The 22063-nt window shown below is 43.5% G+C and carries 19 protein-coding genes; 6 read left to right on the plus strand and 13 right to left on the minus strand.

Annotated elements, in window-relative coordinates; translation table 11 throughout:
* Positions 1–65: 65 nt before the first annotated feature.
* The 10 genes from LDO73_RS00405 to pilM all read right to left on the minus strand — a co-directional run bounded on the left by LDO73_RS00405 (position 66) and on the right by pilM (position 8695).
* The gene (locus LDO73_RS00405) at positions 66–752 is read right to left on the minus strand and encodes a phosphoglycolate phosphatase (protein ID WP_224059702.1); all 687 of its coding nucleotides are present in this window, start codon (positions 750–752) and stop codon (positions 66–68) included.
* Positions 749–1423: a ribulose-phosphate 3-epimerase gene (rpe, locus tag LDO73_RS00410; protein WP_224059703.1), complete on the minus strand. Its 675-nt coding sequence runs from the start codon at positions 1421–1423 to the stop codon at positions 749–751. The genes LDO73_RS00405 and rpe overlap by 4 nt, the downstream gene beginning before the upstream one ends.
* 36 nt (positions 1424–1459) lie before the next feature.
* A complete protein-coding gene (gene dam / locus LDO73_RS00415) occupies positions 1460–2290 on the minus strand; it encodes an adenine-specific DNA-methyltransferase (protein ID WP_224059704.1) in 831 nt (276 codons plus the stop codon).
* 83 nt (positions 2291–2373) lie between these two features.
* Positions 2374–3303 carry an SPOR domain-containing protein gene (locus tag LDO73_RS00420; RefSeq protein ID WP_036950113.1) on the minus strand — a complete coding sequence of 310 codons (930 nt, stop codon included), beginning with the start codon at positions 3301–3303 and terminating at the stop codon, positions 2374–2376.
* A 284-nt stretch (positions 3304–3587) separates the two neighbouring features.
* A complete protein-coding gene (gene aroB, locus LDO73_RS00425) occupies positions 3588–4676 on the minus strand; it encodes a 3-dehydroquinate synthase (protein ID WP_224059705.1) in 1089 nt (362 codons plus the stop codon).
* A gap of 40 nt (positions 4677–4716) precedes the next feature.
* Positions 4717–5238, minus strand: coding sequence for a shikimate kinase AroK (gene aroK, locus LDO73_RS00430; RefSeq protein ID WP_036950109.1), 522 nt, complete (start codon positions 5236–5238; stop codon positions 4717–4719).
* Between the two features lie 505 nt (positions 5239–5743).
* A complete protein-coding gene (locus tag LDO73_RS00435; protein WP_224059706.1) occupies positions 5744–6787 on the minus strand; it encodes a transporter in 1044 nt (347 codons plus the stop codon).
* A complete protein-coding gene (locus LDO73_RS00440; RefSeq protein WP_224059707.1) occupies positions 6780–7316 on the minus strand; it encodes a hypothetical protein in 537 nt (178 codons plus the stop codon). The genes LDO73_RS00435 and LDO73_RS00440 overlap by 8 nt, the downstream gene beginning before the upstream one ends.
* Entirely contained in the window at positions 7309–7848 is a 540-nt protein-coding gene (locus LDO73_RS00445; protein ID WP_224059708.1) for a PilN domain-containing protein, read from the minus strand. Before LDO73_RS00445 ends, LDO73_RS00440 begins: the two co-directional genes overlap by 8 nt.
* A gap of 1 nt (position 7849) precedes the next feature.
* Complete coding sequence (gene pilM / locus LDO73_RS00450; RefSeq protein WP_224059709.1) at positions 7850–8695, minus strand: pilus assembly protein PilM; 846 nt, start codon at positions 8693–8695, stop codon at positions 7850–7852.
* 116 nt (positions 8696–8811) lie between these two features.
* Between pilM and mrcA the strand changes: the two genes are divergently transcribed.
* Positions 8812–11352, plus strand: a complete 2541-nt coding sequence (mrcA, locus tag LDO73_RS00455) for a peptidoglycan glycosyltransferase/peptidoglycan DD-transpeptidase MrcA (protein ID WP_224059710.1) — start codon at positions 8812–8814, stop codon at positions 11350–11352.
* Positions 11353–11448: 96 nt separating this feature from the next.
* On the opposite strand, the gene nudE is transcribed toward mrcA, so the two are convergent.
* On the minus strand, positions 11449–12003 hold the full coding sequence (gene nudE / locus LDO73_RS00460; protein ID WP_224059711.1) for an ADP compounds hydrolase NudE: 555 nt from the start codon (positions 12001–12003) through the stop codon (positions 11449–11451).
* Positions 12004–12280: 277 nt separating this feature from the next.
* Here nudE and LDO73_RS00465 point away from each other — a divergent pair, with 277 nt between their 5' ends.
* The 4 genes from LDO73_RS00465 to pckA all read left to right on the plus strand — a co-directional run bounded on the left by LDO73_RS00465 (position 12281) and on the right by pckA (position 17612).
* Complete coding sequence (locus tag LDO73_RS00465) at positions 12281–14380, plus strand: IgaA/UmoB family intracellular growth attenuator (RefSeq protein WP_224059712.1); 2100 nt, start codon at positions 12281–12283, stop codon at positions 14378–14380.
* A gap of 67 nt (positions 14381–14447) precedes the next feature.
* Positions 14448–14888 (plus strand): ribosome-associated heat shock protein Hsp15, encoded by a 441-nt coding sequence (gene hslR, locus LDO73_RS00470; protein ID WP_224059713.1) that lies wholly within the window; start codon positions 14448–14450, stop codon positions 14886–14888.
* A gap of 28 nt (positions 14889–14916) precedes the next feature.
* Positions 14917–15789: an Hsp33 family molecular chaperone HslO gene (gene hslO, locus LDO73_RS00475; RefSeq protein ID WP_224059714.1), complete on the plus strand. Its 873-nt coding sequence runs from the start codon at positions 14917–14919 to the stop codon at positions 15787–15789.
* A 203-nt stretch (positions 15790–15992) separates the two neighbouring features.
* Positions 15993–17612 carry a phosphoenolpyruvate carboxykinase (ATP) gene (gene pckA, locus LDO73_RS00480; protein WP_224059715.1) on the plus strand — a complete coding sequence of 540 codons (1620 nt, stop codon included), beginning with the start codon at positions 15993–15995 and terminating at the stop codon, positions 17610–17612.
* A 100-nt stretch (positions 17613–17712) separates the two neighbouring features.
* On the opposite strand, the gene LDO73_RS00485 is transcribed toward pckA, so the two are convergent.
* Both LDO73_RS00485 and LDO73_RS00490 read right to left on the minus strand, forming a co-directional pair.
* Positions 17713–18411: a pirin family protein gene (locus LDO73_RS00485; RefSeq protein ID WP_224059716.1), complete on the minus strand. Its 699-nt coding sequence runs from the start codon at positions 18409–18411 to the stop codon at positions 17713–17715.
* Positions 18412–18894: 483 nt separating this feature from the next.
* On the minus strand, positions 18895–20091 hold the full coding sequence (locus LDO73_RS00490) for an NAD(P)/FAD-dependent oxidoreductase (protein WP_224059717.1): 1197 nt from the start codon (positions 20089–20091) through the stop codon (positions 18895–18897).
* A gap of 378 nt (positions 20092–20469) precedes the next feature.
* On the opposite strand from LDO73_RS00490, the gene pitA reads away from it, so the two are divergent.
* Positions 20470–21957, plus strand: coding sequence for an inorganic phosphate transporter PitA (pitA, locus tag LDO73_RS00495; protein ID WP_036950148.1), 1488 nt, complete (start codon positions 20470–20472; stop codon positions 21955–21957).
* The last annotated feature ends 106 nt before the right edge of the window (positions 21958–22063 follow it).

Raw genomic sequence — 22063 nt, forward strand, 5'->3', positions numbered from 1 at the left:
TGTAGTATTTTTATACCCTATTAAGTTTCGAGTCACACCGTTGGTGACCCGAATTATTGGGGATTTTATTTTGATAAATCAATAACGGAGAGTAGCTCAGAAAAGTGGCTTAACACGTAGTCAGGCTCGGTAATTGCGATTGATTCACCATAGTTGTAGCCGTAGGTTAACCCTACACTTGGGCAGCCAGCATTGTGGGCTGCGATAATATCATTACGGGAATCACCGACAAAAAGCAATTCTTCTTTGCGTAAACCGAACTGACCCATTGTTAAATAGAGTGGCGCTGGGTGCGGTTTGGTTTTTACTACATCATCGCCACCAAGTACTAATGAAAAGTAGCTATCGATGCCCAGCTTTTCGAGTAATGGCGCTACAAATGGGGTTGGTTTGTTGGTCACAATCGCCATTGGCAAGTTGTGTTTCGCAATGGTTTCTAGGGTCTCTTTGACCTCAGGGAACAGCTGGCTACCGGTATTAACGGTAGTTGCATAATGTTCATCGAAGCGGATGCGAGCTTGTTTTTTCAGCTCAGGCGAGACCGTCATACCCGCCCATTCTAGCGCACGCTCTACAAGCATATCAGCGCCGTTGCCTACCCAGATGGAGACACGCTCTTTGCCTGCTGGTGGTAGATTTAGCTCTTCGAGGGTTTTGTCGATGGCGTCGGCTAAACCGCCGGCGCTGTCAACAAGGGTTCCATCCAAATCAAACGCAATCGCTTTAATACTTTCTAAAACCGCATATGTCATTGAGATACCTTTTTCAATTCTTGGCGCATTTCATCGATGACTTTTTTGTAATCAGGCCTATCAAAAATCGCGGAGCCAGCAACGAAGGTGTCTGCACCTGCTGCAGCAATTTCTGCAATGTTATTGACCTTCACGCCACCATCGACCTCTAAACGAATATCATAACCACTTTCGTCAATCATTTTACGAACTTGGCGCAATTTGTTCAGGGTTTGTGGGATAAACGATTGACCGCCGAATCCTGGGTTAACCGACATCAGCAGGATCATATCGACTTTATCCATCACATAATCTAAATAGCTAAGCGGGGTCGCTGGGTTAAATACCAGGCCTGCGGTACAACCATTCTCTTTGATGAGTTGTAAGGTTCTATCGATATGTTCGCTGGCTTCTGGGTGGAAGCTTATGTGGGTCGCACCCGCTTTAGCGAAATCCGGGATAATGCGATCGACCGGTTTAACCATTAAGTGAACATCAATCGGGGCGGTGATACCGTAATTGCGCAGGGCTTTACAGATTGGTGCCCCGAACGTGAGGTTCGGTACATAGTGGTTGTCCATCACATCGAAATGGACAATGTCTGCACCCGCAGCAAGAACTTTGGCGGTATCTTCGCCTAAACGTGCAAAGTCAGCAGATAAAATAGATGGGGCAATGAGAAAATCTTTCATAATTGTCTCCGATTATTCGTCGTTATCTGATAGCACCTATAGTTTTTTAGATGCTCCCGCATATAAAGCCAAAAGCTCGTTGACTTTGGCGCGGTTCAAAATATTTCTACTAATGGTGCGACGCACTTTTACGGTATGTAACTGTGCTTGATAATACCACTCTCGGGTCACTGGGGTCTCATGATTTGAGATAAGAACTGGGATCTTGCGCTCAGATGACAACTTATGTGCCAAAAAAGCCAGATTCTGTTGCTCTTGCGCACTAAAGGCATTGGTGTGATAGGCCGTAAAGTTAGCCGTATCAGACAGAGGTGCATAAGGCGGATCGCAGTAGATAACTGAGCCATCTTGAGCGTCGAGCAATGTTTTGCTGTAAGACTGCGTGACAAAGGTCGCTTTCTGGGCTTTTTCAGCAAACCACAGTAATTCATCTTTCGGAAAATAGGGTTTCTTATAGCGCCCGAAAGGCACATTGAATTCACCGCTTAAGTTATAGCGGCATAGCCCGTTATAACAGTGGCGGTTAAGATACAAAAAGAGAATGCTACGTTTAGCAGGGTCATCTGATTGGTTAAAGGCTTGGCGCATTAAATAATACTGTTCAGAGGTATTAAATTCAGGTGTGAACAGTTGCTGAGCTTCTTCGATAAAAGCATCAGAGCGATATTTAACCGTGTTGTAGAGGTTGATGAGATCACTGTTAATGTCCGCAAGCACGTACGAATCGTAATTGGTATTTAAAAACACCGATCCTGCACCAACAAAAGGTTCTATTAAGCAATCTCCTTGTGGAAGATATTTTTTGATCTCGTCCACAAGCGGGTATTTACCCCCAGCCCATTTTAAAAAAGCGCGTTTTTTTTTCATGCCGTCTTATTATTACAATCGTTTAAGAGCCGCCACTTGGCGGCTCTTTCAGGACAACATTATGCGCCCGGGGAAAAACGTTGTTATTTTTGATCCTGTTTAACTTGTTTCATATTACGCACCCACGGTTTTTTCGCTTGCACTGCGGCAGGTAAGGCTGCAATTGCATTTTTTGCTTCGCTCACTGAGCTGTAATTTCCGTGGATCAGTACATACCAAGTTTGGCCATTACGAATGGTTTTATACACTTGATAGTTAGCAAGTTTATTCTCTTTTGCGAAAGCTTCCAGTGTATCTGAACGACTTGCGCTACTTAATTGTAATGTATAGCTTCCAGATGGTGCAGCAACGGTACTACCACTTTGGCTTGTGCTAGTTGCAGGCTTAGTGGTTGTTTTTGGCTGAGCAGGTTGTTTTTGTTCAACAGGCTTAGTCGCTTTTGGTTGCGTTTTCTCTGGTGTGACGGGTTTAACTGTTGGCTGTTTTTCCACAGGTTTTACTTGTGGAGGCGTCAACGGTGTCACATTTTGTGGTGGCGTAGTGGTGCTTTCAGATGGCAGGTTTTGGCCTTGGTTGAGAGCATCGGCAACATCACCCGGAATTTCAATACGTTCACCAAGACCATTTTGTTGGGTCTGAGTGTCAGCTTGAGTTGGCATTGGGTTAATTTGCTGACCATTTAACTCTTGCGCTTGGCTCGTTTGCGGTTGCGTTGTGGATTGAGTATCTGAGTTGGTCAGTGATGAAGAACCTGATAAATCGATATTACGCTGATTAGCGCTATCATTTTGTAATTTCTCATGTTCTGTTGGTGCTTTTAATGCGGAACTGATTGCAATGATCAGCAGAAGCAGCACTAAAACGCCGACACCGATCATGATGTGTTGACGTGATAACGCAATTTTTGGCTTAGCTGCCGCAGCAGGACGCGCACGTCCGGTTGGTCTATCTGATGTATCAGGCCTTAAATCATTCTGCACCTGAGGCTGATTGTCTGGTTTAAATTCGTCCATTTTCCTCTCCCGAAATTAGTTCGCCTGTGTAGAGATAAAATGTCTCTTATCATTACGACCTGTTCACGACTAAGCAATTGCTTCTGCTCACTTTTAAAGAATAGATTGTTTAGCAATTTCATTCCAATTTCAATGAGATTGCGACCACCTTACTTCGTTACTCGTTATAGGTGCTAGGCGTGCGTATAATTTAACGGCTTTAGTTGATATCTGCCAGTAACATTTTAAAACCCCTGAAAATATTCAGGAGCCAATTAATGCTTTTTACTTAGTTCAGTAATGATTTATGGCATACAAGCCGAAATAGCGGTAATTACCGTTGAGGCATCCACATCGGAACGCATTTCTGAACTGCCGATAGTGGTTGGAAGGATAAGGTGCAATTTGCCTCCCATGACTTTTTTATCTCGCATCATGTGAGGTAAATAGTCGTCAGGTTGCATTTTTGCAGGCCCAGTAACAGGTAGCTCGGCGCGTTTTAAAAGGGCGATGATGCGTTCTGTTTGTTCAGGGGTAAATTGGCCAATCAGTTCAGCGGTTTTTGCAGCCATGACCATACCAGCAGCGACAGCTTCTCCATGAAGCCATACGCCGTAGCCCATTTCAGCTTCGATAGCATGACCAAAGGTATGCCCTAAATTTAATAGTGCACGTAGCCCGCTGGTTTCTTTTTCATCGGCGGCGACCACTTGCGCTTTCAGCTCGCAACAACGGCGAATGCAGTACGCCATGGCTTGGTTATCTAATGCCATTAAGGCATCGATATTTTTTTCCAACCAGCTAAAAAATTCACCATCAAGAATGATGCCGTATTTAATGACTTCGGCCAGGCCAGAAGAAAGTTCACGTTTAGGTAAGGTTTTTAAACAATCGAGGTCAATCACGACGGATGCCGGTTGATAAAATGCCCCGATCATATTTTTCCCCAAAGGGTGGTTAACGGCGGTTTTTCCACCAACCGAAGAGTCCACTTGGGAGAGTAACGTAGTAGGAACTTGAATGAAGCGTACGCCACGTTGATAGCTGGCTGCTGCGAATCCAGTTAAGTCACCGATTACTCCCCCACCAAGGGCGATGAGGGTCGTGTCACGGTTATGGTGCTTTTCGAGTAATGCCGTAAAAACATCATTCATGATGAATAAAGATTTGTACTGTTCGCCATCAGGTAAGACGATGGAATCGACTTTGACACCTGAGGCTTCAAGAACAGTTTGGATCTTATGTAGGTAAAGCGGAGCGAGAGTTTCGTTAGTCACTATCATTGCTCGCTGACCCGCAGTTAGTGGCCAAAATGCATCCTTTTCTTGGTACAAACCGGGTGCAATATTGATTGGATAACTGCGTTCATCCAGAGTAACAGTGACTTTTTCCATCTTGCTTTACCTTGAATTCATGACTTCTGATGTATAAAAATTAGTTTTTTTCTAACATTTCAATGATTTGGTTGGCAACAACTTTTGCGCTTTGCTCATCAGTATGAATTGTTATATCCGCTATCTCTTCATACATAGGATTGCGTTCATCGGCTAATTTTTCTAAAACTTCACGAGCAGGCTCATCCACTTGTAAAAGCGGACGTTTTTTATCGCGTTGTGTGCGGGATAATTGCTTTTCAATGGTGGTTTCGAGATACACGACAACCCCACGAGCGGACAAGCGGTTACGCGTCTCTTTAGATTTAACGGAGCCACCACCTGTCGCTAAGACAATGCCTTGCTTTTCAGTGAGTTCATTGATGACTTTCTCTTCGCGATCGCGAAAGCCTTCTTCACCTTCTAGGTCGAATACCCAACCTACATCTGCGCCAGTACGTTTTTCAATCTCGTGATCGGAGTCAAAGAACTCCATATTAAGCTGTTGAGCTAACTGACGACCAATAGTGCTTTTTCCGGCTCCCATTGGTCCAACCAGAAAGATATTGCGTTTCTCTGCCATGTTTTTTGGTATTACTACGATTATTCGTTAATGATCACCCGCCCCGCCAATCGAATTAGCGGCGGGACCTAAACTGAAACCTCATAAGTGATGATGTGAGATCAGATAAGAAAATTATCTCAATACATCAACCTGAATTGCAACTATATAAATATGGCACTTAGAAAACAAAGTGCCATATTCTTCGTTGCGGGTTTCTATATATTTGAGCCGTCTACATTACATAATGCACTGTTTAGCGAGCTTATTAACAGGTTGTTTATTCCACTAAATGAATGGAACCTATTAATTATAAAGCAAAATTTCTGTAGCTATTTTATAAGCGGCTGATAGTTTGTTCTTGCATCTACCGATAGTTAGAACACTCAATGGATAACCTTGTATGCTAAAACGTCCTCAGCGTCAAATTTATCCGGTAGGTTTATGGCACAAAAAGTAATAATTTCACGGCACTTTGAGGAATTAAACATTCAACTAATTGAATGTATAGGCGTTATTTTTTACGCTAAATCTTAATAAGTTTTGGTGTAATAAATACCAGTAAAACACGCTTATCAACATGCTGTGTCTTATTGATAAATAAACTTCCTAATAGCGGAATTTGTGAGAGAAACGGGATGCCTGAATCTGTTTTTTCTTGTTTTTGTTGAAAAATACCGCCCAGTATTAAGGTGTTATTATTTTTGATAGTCACTGAGGTCGCAATTTCTTGTTTATTGATGGCGAGATGTTGGTTTGGATTGATAGTGAGCGCGGTATCTGGAGAGTTATGGCTGATTTTTAATACCATTTCGATTCTGTCATCTCGGGCAATGGTAGGTGTGACTTCCATACCTAATACCGCATCTTTAAACTGAACGTGGCTTTTTTTATCGGAGGTGGTGACATAGGGAATTTCGCTGCCTTGTTGGATGCTAGCGGGCTGTTTGTGGGATGCCACCAAACGCGGGCTGGCAATAATTGACAGTAAATTTTCTTTTTCTAGGGCGTTAAGCTTCATTTCAAGTAAGCCTTCTCCGAGCCGTAATACATTCAATGCCATCTGACCTGATTGGCTGCTGTAACGGTTATAGCGGCTGTGGTGCCCATCAGTCGCTGACTCTCCTAGCATTCCCCACTCTAAACCTAATGCTTGTAAAGCTGTGCGTGAACTGCTGATGATGTGGGCCGTGATTTGCACTTGCTGCTGGGGAATATCTTTTTGAACAAGCCATGTTTCAATTAATGCCAAACGTTCCTTGGTGTCAGTGATGATCAAACTGTTGGTGGCAGCATCAAAGTGGGCAATGCCTTTATCGGATAGTAGGCGCATGTTAGGTTCCGTGAGTTGTTGATGAACGGTTTGAGCATCGATAGAGACTAAAGGAAAAATTTTTTCAGTGAGGACTATTTCCGGTGCTTTAGGTGGAATGATGGTTTCTAAGAGCTGGGTATCTTCTTCTGTTGGGGATATGGGTTCAAAAGGGTCTCGGGGTGTTTGGGCATACCCGAAGAAAGAGCTGCATAGCATTAACATTAATAAGGGGACAAAAAAATTAGTGTTACTCATTAGGTTGTTCATCCTTGATAAATGAGAGCGATAAATTGGCGGTCAGTTGCTGATTTTTAGCCGTCAAAATGACATCAGAAAATTGCCAATATTGCTGTGGGAGTGTATGAGTGAGTGATTGCATAAATTCGAGGAGATCCTTAAATTTCCCTTGGATCTCAAGTTGGTACTGAGAATTCAGCGGATCCGATGGCTGAAGCTGATTTAAGACAACATTGTTATTCGCAATGAGCTGCTGTAAGTGAAGAACAAAGAACTGAGGATCTAAGGTAATTTCCTCATTAGAAGGGAATGAAGCGAGTTCCTGTTCTAGCCAAACGCGAGTCGGATTTTGGGCGAAAAACTGGCTACTGGCTTGGTTTTGTAGGTGCAAGGCAGAGCTGTTTTGTTGTAAATATGCCCATTGATTTTGCTTGTCTTGCCAAATGAAGGTATAGCCAGCGGTAATGCTCACCACCAAAACCAACGGTATCATAAGGTATTGTTGCCAAAGGGGGCGATACCAAAAGGCAGCAAAGTGATTATTCATCAACGACACCTCGATAATCGGCAATCAGGTGCAGTTGGTTAATGGCAGCAACCCGCCGTAACGTGCGCAATTGCACGTTATCGACCTGAGGTGTTTGGCTAAATTGAGTTAACAGCAAATTCAGGTCTTGAAAGCGATAACTGAGTGCTTTGATTTCTAAGCGACCTTCACGTAGCTGGAAGGTGGATAGCCAGCTTTTAGGTGGCGTGAGATTGGATAGCGACCTTAATAGGTTGAGTAAGGCATGGTTATGTTGCGCGTAGGATTGACGCTGATTTTGCTGATGTGTGAATTTTGCTAGCTGCTGTTGCTGGGTTTGTAATTGTGTCTTTAGCTGTTCAATATGCTGTTGATGTTGCTGCTGAGCGGTAAGGTATAAGCGGGCTTGTGATATATCCGTTAGAAGCAAACTGACTAAATAGCCAAAGATAATGATGACGGAAATACAGCTGCCCCCCGTCACCATTAAAAAATAGCGTCGCTGGCGAGTGAGCTTATTGGTTCGCCAAGGTAGGAAGTTAACCTGATACATACTAAAGATCCCCATGACGCAGAGCCAGCCCCGCGGCAATGACAAAATCCCCCAATTGACGGGGTAATTTGATGGGGTATTGATGAAAAGCTTGCAGTAAATCCCATTGATACTCTACGCCTTGAATATCGTGGTCACTAATACAGTAAATCGGTAATTTTAAGGCTTCAGGATCGTCAGTTAATAAGGATTGAATTTGGTTAATGTGTACTAATTGACTATTTTGATTCGGGTTATCGCGTTGAATATGACTATAACTTGCAGGTTGGCTGATAGGCCCTGACCAGAACCATTCGTTTTGGCGATAGTAAACAAGCCAGCATTCATTAGGCAACTGAGCATGCCGAGCAAGGTAACGCAGCGCGATGGGGGCGATATCTACAGCAAGCAGGTGATAGCCGCTCTCCAGTAACAAATCTTGCCAGAAGGTAATATCAGATTGGCGTGCGGCATTGAAGTAAACTTGTTGCCCAATGATCCGATAATCTACAGCAAGCTCTTGGGCTTGCATGGGGAAAAGTTGGTCAATTTGCGTCTGTAAATACCAGCTCAGCTCTGGTTGTTGCAGGCTCATTTGGTTGGAAAGTGAGACCTGTTTTTGTAGCGACCTCAGTGAGGGTAACGCAATAGAAACAGAACAATTTTTAGGTAATTTCTGACGCCATTTTTGCAGAATATTGCGTAAAATTACGCGGTGTTCATCAAGGGCATGTAATGCGCTGTCAAAGGGTAGTGCGTGCTGCCAGCATTCACATAACGACCAGAATTTGCGATGTTTTTTTGCGGCAACTAACTGGATGTGGTGCTGTGATAGCTCAATTCCGATGTGCCATTTTGGTGAATACATACATAATATCCTTATCATTAACAATTAAATTACGTTTTCTATTGTGCTGTATAAGCTTTATACTATGCAGCAGTGATATCTAAACCCGCCAGTCAGTTGCATATGGGAATTCTTCGGTGAAGTTCGTAAAATATTTTTTAATTCTGGTTTTCTGTTGCATTTTTTTGGGAAGCGCCTCGATTTATGGCATGTACAAATATGTCGAAGGTGAGCTGCCTGATGTCGCAACAATGAAAGACATTCGTCTGCAAACGCCAATGCAGGTATTCAGTGCAGACAATGAACTGATCGCCCAATATGGTGAAAAACGCCGTATTCCATTGCCATTAACTGACATTCCTCCGATGTTAGTGCATGCCTTTATTGCAACAGAAGATAGCCGCTTCTATGAGCACCACGGTATTGATCCAATTGGTATTTTCCGTGCGGTGACTGTAATGGCTTCATCGGGTCATGCATCGCAAGGGGCGAGTACCATTACTCAGCAGCTGGCGAGAAACTTTTATTTAAGCCCAGAAAAAACCTTGATGCGTAAAGCAAAAGAGGCATTTTTGGCGATTCGTATCGAACAGTTATTTACCAAAGATGAAATTATGGAGCTGTACCTGAATAAAATTTATTTAGGTAACCGTGCTTATGGTGTGGGTGCTGCCGCTTATGTTTATTTCGGTAAAACAGTCAATGAGTTGACGTTAAGTGAAATGGCGATGATTGCCGGTTTACCGAAAGCGCCGTCAACATTCAACCCGCTGTACTCTTATGACCGTGCAGTTAACCGCCGTAACGTCGTATTGATGCGGATGTTAGAAGAAAAATACATCACGCAAGACCAGTACGAGCAAGCGAAAAGTGAAAAAATTGTCGCCTCTTATCACGCTCCCAAAGTGGATTTTTCCGCACCTTATTTAGCGGAAATGGCACGCCAAACGATGTATGAAAAATACGGTGAAGATGCCTATACCGATGGTTATAAGGTGTACACCACGGTTGTGCGTAAAGACCAGTTAGCGGCGACTGAAGCCGTACGTAATAATTTGATAGATTACGATATTCGCCATGGTTATCGCGGCCCTGCGGAAGTGTTATGGAGTGGAAGCCAAGCCGCATGGGATAAAGAGCAAATCCTGGAGAAACTGAAAAAATTACCGAACTACGGTTCGTTGGTGCCGGCTGTTGTCATTTCGGCGAGCAGCAGCGATGCGAAAGTGATGCTGGCGGATGGCTCGGACATCCAAATTACGATGGCGGGTGTGCGCTGGGCGCGTAAATTTATTTCAGATACCCAGCAAGGTGGTACGCCATCTGCCGTGAACAAAGTTGTGCAGCCCGGTGAGCAGATTTGGGTTCGTCAGGTTAAAGATAGCTGGTGGTTAGCCCAAGTCCCTGATGTAAACGCGGCATTTGTTGCATTGAATCCGAATGACGGTGCGGTGATAGCCCTTGTGGGTGGTTTTGATTTTAACATGAGTGAATTTAACCGCGTGACGCAATCATTGCGCCAAGTGGGCTCAAACATTAAGCCATTCTTGTACACGGCGGCGATGGATAAAGGCTTAACGTTATCATCGTTACTCAACGATGTGCCGATTAGCCGTTGGGATGCGGGGGCTGGTTCAGATTGGCGTCCGAAGAACTCACCACCGCGCTATGCGGGTCCTATTCGTCTACGCCAAGGCTTAGGTGAATCGAAAAACGTGGTGATGGTTCGTGCGATGCGCGCTATGGGTGTGGATTATGCCGCAGATTATTTAACGCGTTTTGGTTTCCCGAAAGAGAATATTAACCGTACAGAAGCGTTGGCGCTGGGCGCTCCATCATTTACCCCAATGCAAATGGTGCGTGGTTACGCCGTGATGGTGAACGGGGGATACCTTGTAGATCCTTACTATATTTTGAAGATTGAGAATCACAGCGATGAAGTGATTTTCGAAGCGAAACCAAAAATTGCATGCCCAGAGTGTACAAATATTCCGGTCATTTATGGGGATACGGCACGTACGATTGCGCTGAGTGATTCTGAAGGCGAAGACGCAACAGAGGAAGTGACTCAATCGAATAATAATGTGGTGGAACAAGAGCCAACAATGGCCTTGTCTACGGCAGCAGAACAGCAGAGCCCTGAAGACCAATATGCCCCGCATGTTATTAGCACACCGCTGGCGTTCTTAATCCGCGATGCGATGGTGACAAATATTTATGGCGAGCCAGGTTGGTCAGGTACGGGTTGGCGTGCGGGTCGTGATCTGGGTGGTCGTCGAGACATTGGCGGGAAAACAGGAACCACGAATAGCTCGAAAGATGCGTGGTTCTCCGGTTATGGCCCTGATATTGTTGCTTCCGCATGGATTGGTTTTGATGATAACAAGCGCACATTAGGCCGTACTGGAATAAGCGGTGGTGAAGCGGGTGCGAAGAGTGCTCAGCCGATTTGGGATGACTTTATGAAAGCAGCCCTTGACGGTGTCCCAGTGAAAACGATGCAACCACCAAAAGGAATTATTTCAGTCACTATTGATACTCGTACAGGTAAGCTCTCATCCGGTGGACCTTCTCGTAGTGAGTACTTTATTGAAGGTACTGAGCCGAAAGAGCGCGCGGTACAAGAGGTTGGAACGACCATTTCAACGGAAAATGGAGCCAGCCAAGAGCTATTCTAATGAGCTGTTTTGAGCGTAAATAAACTGCACCCCATCGCCGTTTGGCATGGGGTGTAATTATTTAGGATATTGAAGAAATTGAATATCAATGTGGCGTTATTTCGCGTTATTTTTTAAGTAACGTTCTACATAAAACAACGCGCTAATATTACGGGCTTCATTGAAGTCTGGGTGGTCGAGGAGTTCCATCATACGTGCAATCGGCCATTTGACTTGTTGCAGTGGTTCTGGCTCATCCCCCTCAAGTTTTTCGCTAAATAGGTCGTTAGCTATAAGTATGTTCATCTTGCTGGAAAAGTAAGATGGGGACATGGTGAGTTTTGCCAAAGGGGTAATTTGGCGAGCCCCATAACCGATTTCTTCTTTGAGTTCGCGCTGAGCTGCCTCGAGAGGGACTTCTCCTGGGTCTACAGCCCCTTTAGGGAAGCCTAGCTCATAGTTTTCGATACCAACGGCATATTCACGGATCAGAATCAGGTGATCATCAATGATGGGGACGATAAGAACCGCTTCACGCTTTGCAGGGCGCATTCTTTCATAAACACGTTTTTCGCCATTACTAAATTCGAGGTCAACAGATTGGATACTGAATAGTTTAGATTGAGCAATATCTTGAATATTCAGGATTTTTGGTTTTTTTGACTCTGTCATAACGATTTCCGAATCAGGTGAATGGGATCCATGAGGGCAAGCATACATTGTCTTTAACTATGACGCATATCAAAAAAAAATGATAGAGATTATAGGGTGGAGAAAATGCTGTTAGTATAATCTACTTATGAAAATCGCACTGATTAATAAGTAAAACATTTTATTTACAACATATTGTAAAATAAAACAAAAACTGGAAGAGAATAGGAATTGGCTTATATAGTAAAAAGCATTACGTTGCTATGCTTTTTAGGTAGACAATTCTGTTGAGAAAAAAATGCTAAACACCGTCATTATACTGGCTCTGATCATAGCTAGCCTAATTATAATGGTTTCCGTTCTGTTTTTCCGGCGGGGACGGCGTTCTAGTGTCTATCAAATACCCTCTCTAGCGACACCCGCGTTTAAAAAAATGATTGAGTCTGATTTCCAGACTATCACCCAGTATCTTAATCACAGTGCATCTAAAAACCTTCATTCGCCTTCCCAAGCTGCATGGCAAATACGAAAAAATGCCACTGTTGCCACCATCTGCAATGCCATTACGCGATTTAATTTGCGTCAAGAGCAAGGGCAGGGTTGGCGCTATTTTATTGATACGATTGAAGTTCAGTTACCTTCTCAGCTAGAACCGTTCTTACAACGACAAAATGTCATGGAAATTGTGGAAACGGACCACCTGCCTTTAATTGTTGCTCTCAATAGCCACTCGTTGAAAGAATTTAGCTATGAATGGGAAGTCCCTTCAGAGGAGCCTAGGCCTCAACCTGAGGCTGATATCCATGAAGGTGAACCGAACACCATTCAATTGTTGAAGATGCGTAAGGAAAGTAAAGAGGAGCATCGGCTACATAATTCTTCAGGGTGGTTAGGGGCGATCGTAGTGAGCCTTAGTTTTTTTATCGGCTATCTGACGATTGTTTCTATTCCCATTTTTCAAGGGTGGGGGCTGACATTAGCTGCGGCGGTGTTTATCCTTGGGATGTTTTTATTATTCCGTTTACGCCTTTTTCCTAAACCTTATCAAGATGTGCAATGTATTTATGGGCAAGCCAAACGCTGGGAACTGTATGGAGAGTTAGATAAAAAGTACTCTTCCACCATTTCGATAGGGGGCGTGGATCTACACTACCCCTCCTATTGGCTCCCTTACCTAAAATATGAGCTAAACCACCCTACGAATATTGACCTCTATTCGACGGGAGAGGTGCTGCGGTATGGTCGTTATCTCTCAGTTCATGAAGAGGAACGCTATTACCCCTATAAACGATTTAAAAAGAATGTGCTGATGTTTTTCAGTGCATTGCTTGTTTTGGCGATGGTGTTTTCTTATCAGTCGATCAGCTTGCCAGTGAAATTAGGATTTGCGTGGATTGAAGGTGCGAAAAAAGTCAGTGTTGTTGACCCTTCAGATTTAACAGCGCGTAAAATTAGAGTTGGAGATACATTATCAGCGAAGGGAATAGGGATGTGTTATCGCCCACCTAATTTGAATGATGCCAACCAAGCGTTGTTTGTGCCTTTCGATTGTTCGGGTGTGTATTGGAATAATATTAACCTGATTACTGAGCCGCAGTCTGAAATTGTGAATCGAGCCATTGATTTATTGAATAGCGTAAAGAACCAATTGCATCCAGATAAAGATGCCGCGGGAATTAACCCAAGATTACAGCGTGAAATTATGAAATCAGGGATGAATATTATTTTCGATTTTTCAGAAATAATATTAAAAACCAACGCGTTGTGTGATCAACAAGATCATTGCATTAAACTCAAAAGCGCATTGTCTAACTTGGGTGGAAGTGCGGATGATTGGCCGTCGTTGGTGAATAAAGCGTCTTCAGGAAAATTAAGTGGTGCGCATGTTTTATTACGTGCAGGAAGTGCGGATGCCTTGGAAAACTTAGTTGAAGACACCACATATGATTTCATCAAGAAAGAACTTGAGAAGGAAGTTCGTAAACTCAATAGTCCACCACCGGGTGGGGTATTGTTGATCAGCGATGAAAACCGCCCGTTGGTAGATTTAATGCCAGTAAGCTCACTGAGTGAAATGAACCAGGTTCAGCGATGGTACGAGTTAAAGCGTTTATCCAGCATTCTGATTAATACCCCGTTTGATGTTGAAGGGGTTATCACGAACATTTCGACAGATGCCAATGGCACATTACAAGTGGTGGTTCATGAGCGCTTGGATGAAGATGTGTTATCAGAATATGTCTGCCGTTCAATGTTGGTTTTCTTCTTGATCATTTGTACCTTGATAAATGGAACATTAATTATTATTCGAGTTTTGAATAACAAACGGCGTTTGCGTAAAATCACTGAATATTACGATAAATGCTATGAGGCAGATAATCCTTCCGAGTCTAGATAGTATTATCCTTCCCTGACCATGGAGCCTCATTTTGGTTTGGCATTCAAACTAAGTGTGAGGAGGTACCATGAAGCCGTTATCGACAAATCAATCTTCAACAAAGACATCATCCGCTGAACAAGTTCGCCTTGATAAATGGCTATGGGTTGCACGTTTTTATAAAACACGTTCAATTGCTCGTGAGATGATTGATGGCGGAAAAGTCCATTATAATGGGCAAAGAAGTAAGCCGGGCAAAATTGTTGAGCTAGGCGCAATGATAAAAGTGCGTCAAGGAAATGATGAGCGGATTGTCGAAGTGCTAGAGATCAGCAACCAACGTAAAGGTGCACCAGAAGCTCAGTTACTCTACCGTGAAACCGTAGAAAGCCTTGAACAACGTGAAAAGATGGCGATGGCACGTAAGATGAATGCACTCACGATGCCACATCCTGACAGACGTCCCGATAAAAAAGAGCGTCGGACTCTGCTAAAATTTAAACACACGAATTCCCATGAATCGTCTTAATAGACTGCCTGAGTAATAGAGAGAAATTATGGCTAAACAAGACCAACTCCACCGTTTCCTGTTCGAACAGCATGCGGTACGTGGAGAAATGATTACTGTCGATGAGACTTTTCATCATATTCTAGAAAATCATGATTACCCAGAAGCCGTCAAAATGCTGCTGGGCGAACTGCTGGTTGCAACCAGTCTTCTGACAGCTACTTTAAAATTTGATGGTGATATTACTGTTCAAATCCAAGGTGATGGCCCTGTTAAGTTAGCCGTGATTAACGGTAATAACCTACAACAAATGCGCGGTGTTGCACGTGTTGATGGCCCTGTTGTCGCGGGAAGTACGTTACAGCAAATGATTGGTAACGGATTCATTGTCATCACGATTACACCAAAAAAAGGTGAGCGTTATCAAGGAATTGTGGCGATTGAAGGTAACAGCATTGAAGAGAGCATTGATGCCTATTTCCGCCAATCTGAACAGTTACCAACTCGCTTGTTTATCCGTGTTAGTGAACAAGATGGCAAAGCAATTGCTGGCGGGATGTTGCTGCAAGTTTTACCTGCGGCAGGAGAGACTAGCCATGAGTTTTTTGATCACTTAGTGCAACTGACTGCGACTATCAAAGGCAAAGAGCTAAGCGAATTAGACGTGAAAGAGGTACTTCATCGTCTGTATCATGAAGAGGATGTCACGCTGTATGACCCACAATCTGTTGAGTTCCGTTGCACTTGTTCACGGGAACGTTGTGAAGCGTCTTTAGTGACATTAACCCATGAAGATGTTATGGATATTTTGCACAAAGATGGGAAAATTGATATGGAGTGTGAATATTGTGGCTCACACTATGTATTTATTGAATCCGATATCATCGGGTTAAATAATGAGCGAAATCAGCAACTTCACTGATACGATTTAGCAACCTAATTATGTGACGAGGGTGCAATTTTGCACCCTTTTTTTATAATTTTAAAGGATTATAACGTGCTCTAAGTCTCATTATGAATTAAAAAAAATTATACATTTTCAATTCTTTGATAACTATCGCTGTTAATTAGTCGTAAAGATTTATGATCGTCGGCAGAATAGCTATGTTTACCAGGAGCAATATAATGAGCGCTAAAAGCATTACCCTGAAGGATCTCGAAAAGTACGGCATTCATGACGTCGCTGAAGTTGTTTATAACCCAAGTTATGAGCTGTTATTTCAGGAAGAAACCAAGCCAGGTCTTGAAGGTTATGAACGCGGTACCGTCACTACATTAGGTGCTGTTGCTGTTGATACCGGTATTTTTACAGGACGTTCCCCAAAAGATAAATATATCGTTCGTGACGATGTAACCCGTGATACCGTTTGGTGGGCTGACCAAGGTAAAGGTAAAAACGATAACAAACCAATGACCCAAGAGGTTTGGAGCAGCCTGAAACACTTAGTGACTGAGCAGCTATCAGGCAAACGTTTGTTTGTTGTAGATGCATTCTGTGGTGCGAACGCAGATACTCGTCTGAAAGTCCGTTTTATCACTGAGGTTGCATGGCAAGCTCACTTCGTGAAAAACATGTTCATTCGTCCATCTGATGAAGAGTTAGTTGGTTTTGAACCAGACTTTATCGTGATGAACGGTGCAAAATGCACTAACCCGAATTGGAAAGAGCAAGGTCTGAACTCAGAAAACTTTGTTGCTTTCAACTTAACTGAGCGTATGCAGTTAATCGGCGGTTCTTGGTACGGCGGCGAAATGAAGAAAGGTATGTTCTCTATGATGAACTACCTGCTGCCATTAAAAGGTATCGCATCAATGCACTGCTCTGCAAACGTCGGTGAAGAAGGCGACGTTGCGATTTTCTTCGGCCTGTCTGGTACAGGTAAAACCACACTGTCTACCGATCCAAAACGTAAGTTAATTGGTGATGATGAGCACGGTTGGGATGATGACGGCGTATTCAACTTCGAAGGCGGCTGCTACGCGAAGACTATCAACCTGTCTAAAGAAGCTGAGCCAGACATCTATGGCGCAATCAAACGTGATGCGTTATTAGAAAACGTCATGGTATTGGCTGACGGTTCCGTTGATTTCAATGACGGTTCTAAAACTGAGAACACGCGTGTTTCTTACCCTATCTACCACATCGAAAATATCGTAAAACCAGTTTCTAAAGCGGGCCATGCGACAAAAGTTATCTTCCTGACGGCAGATGCATTCGGTGTGTTACCACCAGTTTCTCGCTTAACACCAGAGCAAACTCAGTACCACTTCCTGTCTGGTTTCACGGCGAAGTTAGCCGGTACAGAGCGTGGTGTGACTGAACCAACTCCAACATTCTCTGCATGTTTCGGCGCAGCGTTCTTATCTCTGCACCCAACGCAATACGCGGAAGTGTTAGTGAAGCGTATGGAAGCAGCAGGCGCGAAAGCATACTTGGTCAATACAGGCTGGAACGGTACGGGCAAACGTATCTCTATTAAAGATACGCGTGCAATCATCGATGCAATCTTAAGTGGCGATATCGAAAAAGCGGATACCATCAAGCTGCCAGTGTTTGATTTAGAAGTCCCAACAGCATTACCGGGTGTGGATACCAATATCCTTGACCCACGTAATACTTATGCTGATAAATCTCAGTGGGATGAAAAATCTAAAGACTTAGCGGATCGCTTCGTGAAGAACTTCGATAAGTACACTGATACTCCTGCAGGTGCGGCACTGGTTAAAGCTGGTCCTAAACTGTAATTTCGGGTAGCTCAGATAAAAAAAGGCTCTACAACCATTGAAGATAACTTCATGGTGTAGAGCCTTTCCCATTGGTGTTAGCGTTTACTTACCTGAAAAGTTATTCCGCAGCAGGCAAGTCAAAAATTAAGATTTCACTCTCTTCATCAGCTTTAATGGTTAACTGATTTTCTTGCCAAATGGCTAAACCATCGCTAGCCGTCGCTTTCTGCCCATTAACTTCAATATTGCCTTTAACGACTTGGATCCAAATAACGCGTTTTTCTGCGATGTCGTAGGTGCTTTGCTCATTAGCCGGCAATGCCCAGCGCCATAAGGTCATGTCTTGGTTAACTTTCAGCGAGCCATCGCGCGCATCCGGTGATAACACCAATTGCTTACCACTTGTCGAATCAAAGCGTTTTTGCTCGTAACGTGGTTCGATGCCATTTTTATCTGGAATGATCCAGATTTGATATAAACGCAGCTCTTTTTCATTGCTTGGGTTGTATTCAGAGTGACGAACACCTGTTCCCGCGCTCATGATTTGGAATTCACCCGCAGGGATCTGTTCCATATTACCCATGCTATCTTTGTGCTCAACAGCACCATCCAGCACGTAGGTCAATATTTCCATGTCTTTATGAGGGTGAGTACCAAACCCTTGTCCCGCAGCGATGTAGTCCTCATTGATGACTCTTAACGCTGAAAAACCCATAAATTTTTCATCATAATAGTTAGCGAACGAGAACGTGTGCCAACTGTCCAGCCAACCGTGGTTTGCGTGTCCACGTTCATTTGCTTGGCGTAAATAGATCATTGAGTCATCTCCTTAAAGCGGATAGCCAATTTTCATTGGGCTCTTGCTTAACTTGTTGATGACAGTTTAACCAAATTGCAGAAAGAGAAAAGTAGGCGGTATTAACCATAGGATCCAAAAAATTTGAATAAGATTTTGGGTGATATCACCAAGATGATTTACGGTATGAAAGAACAAGTTTGGGTGGATGAGAATAAGTGTATCAATGGCAAGGTATAGATAAAAAAATAGCCAGCATAAGCTGGCTAAAGTAAATACTGGAAGCAATGTGAGCAATGTCGTACCTCCTACAAGAGACTGACTAAGTAAGTCGCCTGCGGAAGATGTGATAATGATAATAGTTATCACTATCGTTTGTAAAGGGTTATTTTTAACCAATTTTAGATTTATTTAAACCCACAGCTCAACTGCCTGATTTGGTTGAAATTAAATAATATCCATTATTTTTCAATGGATTAAATAATTTCATAAAAGTGTGCGCGATTAAGCTTGATGGGGTAAGTTTTCCGCGCAAGCAGAAGCGGAACTCCACGCCCATTGGAAATTGTATCCCCCTAACCAACCTGTCACATCCATCACTTCTCCAATAAAATAGAGTCCAGAAGACTTGAGTGATTCCATGGTTTTGGATGAAATGTCATGGGTATCAACGCCGCCAAGGGTCACTTCCGCAGTACGATAGCCTTCTGTGCCATTGGGTTGTACTTGCCAGTTATGCAATAAATCGTCGAGAGCATCAATTTGTGCGTGGGTGAGTTGTTTGAGTGGGCAATCTGGAATCTTTCCAAGTTGTTGTAAAATCTCGATTAAACGTTTAGGTAGCAGTACCGCTAAGGTATTTTTGAGTGATTGGTTAGGGTGTTGCTGTTTCTCATTAGTCAAAAATTCTCCCAATGAAAGCTCTGGAAGTAAGTTAATACTCACATACTCGCCAGGTTGCCAGTAATTCGAAATTTGCAAAATCGCAGGGCCTGATAACCCCCTGTGAGTGAACAGGATATTTTCTTTAAATATCACACCGCTGGCGGATGTGACGGTTGCCGCCACGGAAACTCCGGAAAGGGCTTGCAGTGCTTCAAGTAGAGGCTTGTGTAAGGTAAAGGGAACGAGTGCAGCACGGGTAGGGATGATGCTGTGTCCAAATTGCTCGGCAAGGCGATAGCCAAACGGAGTTGCACCTAAGCCTGGCATTGAAAGCCCGCCAGTCGCGACCACCAGTAAGCGAGTACTTACTTGATCCCCGTTTACAGTGACAACATATCCGTCATCCGTTTTGTCTACTTGGGTGACTTCACTGCGTAGCTTGATAGTGACATTGGGCTGATCGCACTCACTTTTCAGCATATCGACGATATCTTGCGCACTATTATCGCAAAATAACTGTCCTAGGGTCTTTTCGTGGTAAGGAATCTGATATTTGCCAACAAGCTCAATAAAATCCCATTGTGTATAGCGAGCAAGTGCTGACTTACAGAAATGAGGGTTAGTCGAGAGATAGTTATTGTGATCGGCGTACATATTGGTGAAATTACAGCGTCCGCCACCGGACATCAAAATTTTACGCCCTAATTTTTTACCGTTATCCAGCACAAGGGTATTTAAACCGCGCTTACCCGCGAGTGAAGCGCAAAATAATCCAGCCGCGCCTGCACCTAAAATAATAACGTCAATATTTCTCACAATTAGGGTTCTCTATATATATTTGATTTTTATCGTAATTACGATTGTGTATGCCGCTATTTTACGCGATTTAACGTAGGTTGTAATGCGGCGGATCATCGAAGAATTAATGAAAAGTATGGTAGACGTATTATAATTAGGAAGAATCGCGAAAAAAGACTATTTCCCCCAGATTTTCACAAATTATCATAAAAAAAGTTTCAAAAATTCAGAATAACTTTAATTATGGTAACTGAATGATATTAAAGGGATAGTTTGTATTTGATGGTTTTTTGATTAGTATTTAAATCAAAAAAAGGTCAGATTTCGCTTCCACCGCTAGCGTTTGTCACTGATAATGCGCCGCGTTCATGTCCAACCAATAATGGCTTAACGTCTATGCTACATCTTTTTACAGGTTTAGAATTTTACACAGGTCTATTGTTAGTTCTAGCACTGTTATTTGTGCTGTTCTATGAGGCGATTAACGGATTCCATGATACTGCTAACGCGGTCGCAACGGTGATATACACCCGAGCAATGCGTGCTCAGTTCGCGGTTGTCATGGCCGGGGTATTTAACTTTTTCGGTGTCTTGCTGGGAGGGCTGAGCGTGGCGTATGCCATTGTTCATCTTTTACCAACAGACCTTCTCCTTAATGTGAGCTCTGCTCACGGCCTTGCAATGGTCTTTTCATTGCTACTGGCTGCTATCATCTGGAACCTTGGAACCTGGTATTTAGGTATTCCAGCATCAAGTTCTCATACGCTGATCGGTGCAATTATCGGTGTTGGTTTAACCAATGCGATAGTGACTGATACATCGGTGGTTGATGCGCTGAATATTCCTAAAATGATCAGCATTTTCATGTCCTTAATTCTTTCTCCGGCTATCGGTTTTGTGATTGCTGGGCTGATGATTTTCATGTTACGCCGTTATTGGAGCGGAACGAAAAAACGTCGCCGTATTCACTTAACGCCAGCTGAGCGTGAGAAGAAAGATGGTAAGCGTAAACCACCATTTTGGACGCGTACTGCATTGATCCTGTCTGCTGTCGGCGTGAGCTTCTCTCACGGCGCGAACGATGGGCAAAAAGGTATCGGTCTGATTATGCTGGTGTTAATTGGTGTTGCGCCAGCAGGCTTCGTCGTTAACATGAATTCAAACGGTTATGATATCGCGAGAACACATGATGCGGTGGTTCATCTGCAACAATACTATGAAACACATAAACCAGCCTTAAACCACGCAATTGAAAATACGCCTATGATGGCGGAGAACAAGCCAGAAGAAGGCGAGTTCCATTGCGACAGTTCACGTACGCCAATTATCTTAAATCAAGCTCAGAAGATGCTCAGCGGCATTCAGAGCTATGATGAGTTAACACCTGACCAGCGCAACCAAACTCGTCGCCTGTTAATGTGTATCTCCGATACTGCGAATGCAGTGGCGAAGTTACCAGAAACTAGCGCGAAAGATGCGAGCTTACTGAAAAAACTGAGTAATGACCTGCTGTATACTGTTGAGTATGCACCGTTATGGATCATCGTTGCTGTTGCGTTAGCATTGGCACTGGGTACCATGTTCGGTTGGCAACGTGTTGCTGTGACTATCGGTGAGAAAATCGGTAAGAAAGGTATGACTTACGCACAAGGTGTATCGGCTCAGGTGACTGCGGCAGTATCTATCGGTGTGGCAAGTTATACAGGTATGCCTGTTTCAACAACCCAAGTTCTCTCTTCTGCGGTAGCGGGTACGATGGTGGTTGATGGTGGTGGTGTTCAGAGTAAAACCATTAAGAGCATTGCGCTTGCATGGTTACTGACGCTTCCTGTTTCCATCATTCTGTCTGGTGTACTGTACTGGATTGCGCTGAAGATTATCTAATCAGCGGTAGGAAGCCCAATTGGGGCTTCCTACACACTTATCAGTACGCTAAATATAAGCATTCTAAAATAGTGATGATCGGTTTCCGGTCATCACTATTTTTTTG

Source organism: Providencia alcalifaciens, from assembly GCF_915403165.1.
GTDB classification, from domain to species: domain Bacteria; phylum Pseudomonadota; class Gammaproteobacteria; order Enterobacterales; family Enterobacteriaceae; genus Providencia; species Providencia alcalifaciens_C.

Bases quoted from the DNA above. Each gene is read 5' to 3' on its own strand.
- LDO73_RS00405 (WP_224059702.1), bottom strand. From the start codon at position 752: ATGACATATGCGGTTTTAGAAAGTATTAAAGCGATTGCGTTTGATTTG.
- rpe (WP_224059703.1), bottom strand. From the start codon at position 1,423: ATGAAAGATTTTCTCATTGCCCCATCTATTTTATCTGCTGACTTTGCA.
- dam (WP_224059704.1), bottom strand. From the start codon at position 2,290: ATGAAAAAAAAACGCGCTTTTTTAAAATGGGCTGGGGGTAAATACCCG.
- LDO73_RS00420 (WP_036950113.1), bottom strand. From the start codon at position 3,303: ATGGACGAATTTAAACCAGACAATCAGCCTCAGGTGCAGAATGATTTA.
- aroB (WP_224059705.1), bottom strand. From the start codon at position 4,676: ATGGAAAAAGTCACTGTTACTCTGGATGAACGCAGTTATCCAATCAAT.
- aroK (WP_036950109.1), bottom strand. From the start codon at position 5,238: ATGGCAGAGAAACGCAATATCTTTCTGGTTGGACCAATGGGAGCCGGA.
- LDO73_RS00435 (WP_224059706.1), bottom strand. From the start codon at position 6,787: ATGAGTAACACTAATTTTTTTGTCCCCTTATTAATGTTAATGCTATGC.
- LDO73_RS00440 (WP_224059707.1), bottom strand. From the start codon at position 7,316: ATGAATAATCACTTTGCTGCCTTTTGGTATCGCCCCCTTTGGCAACAA.
- LDO73_RS00445 (WP_224059708.1), bottom strand. From the start codon at position 7,848: ATGTATCAGGTTAACTTCCTACCTTGGCGAACCAATAAGCTCACTCGC.
- pilM (WP_224059709.1), bottom strand. From the start codon at position 8,695: ATGTATTCACCAAAATGGCACATCGGAATTGAGCTATCACAGCACCAC.
- nudE (WP_224059711.1), bottom strand. From the start codon at position 12,003: ATGACAGAGTCAAAAAAACCAAAAATCCTGAATATTCAAGATATTGCT.
- LDO73_RS00465 (WP_224059712.1), top strand. From the start codon at position 12,281: ATGCTAAACACCGTCATTATACTGGCTCTGATCATAGCTAGCCTAATT.
- hslR (WP_224059713.1), top strand. From the start codon at position 14,448: ATGAAGCCGTTATCGACAAATCAATCTTCAACAAAGACATCATCCGCT.
- hslO (WP_224059714.1), top strand. From the start codon at position 14,917: ATGGCTAAACAAGACCAACTCCACCGTTTCCTGTTCGAACAGCATGCG.
- pckA (WP_224059715.1), top strand. From the start codon at position 15,993: ATGAGCGCTAAAAGCATTACCCTGAAGGATCTCGAAAAGTACGGCATT.
- LDO73_RS00485 (WP_224059716.1), bottom strand. From the start codon at position 18,411: ATGATCTATTTACGCCAAGCAAATGAACGTGGACACGCAAACCACGGT.
- pitA (WP_036950148.1), top strand. From the start codon at position 20,470: ATGCTACATCTTTTTACAGGTTTAGAATTTTACACAGGTCTATTGTTA.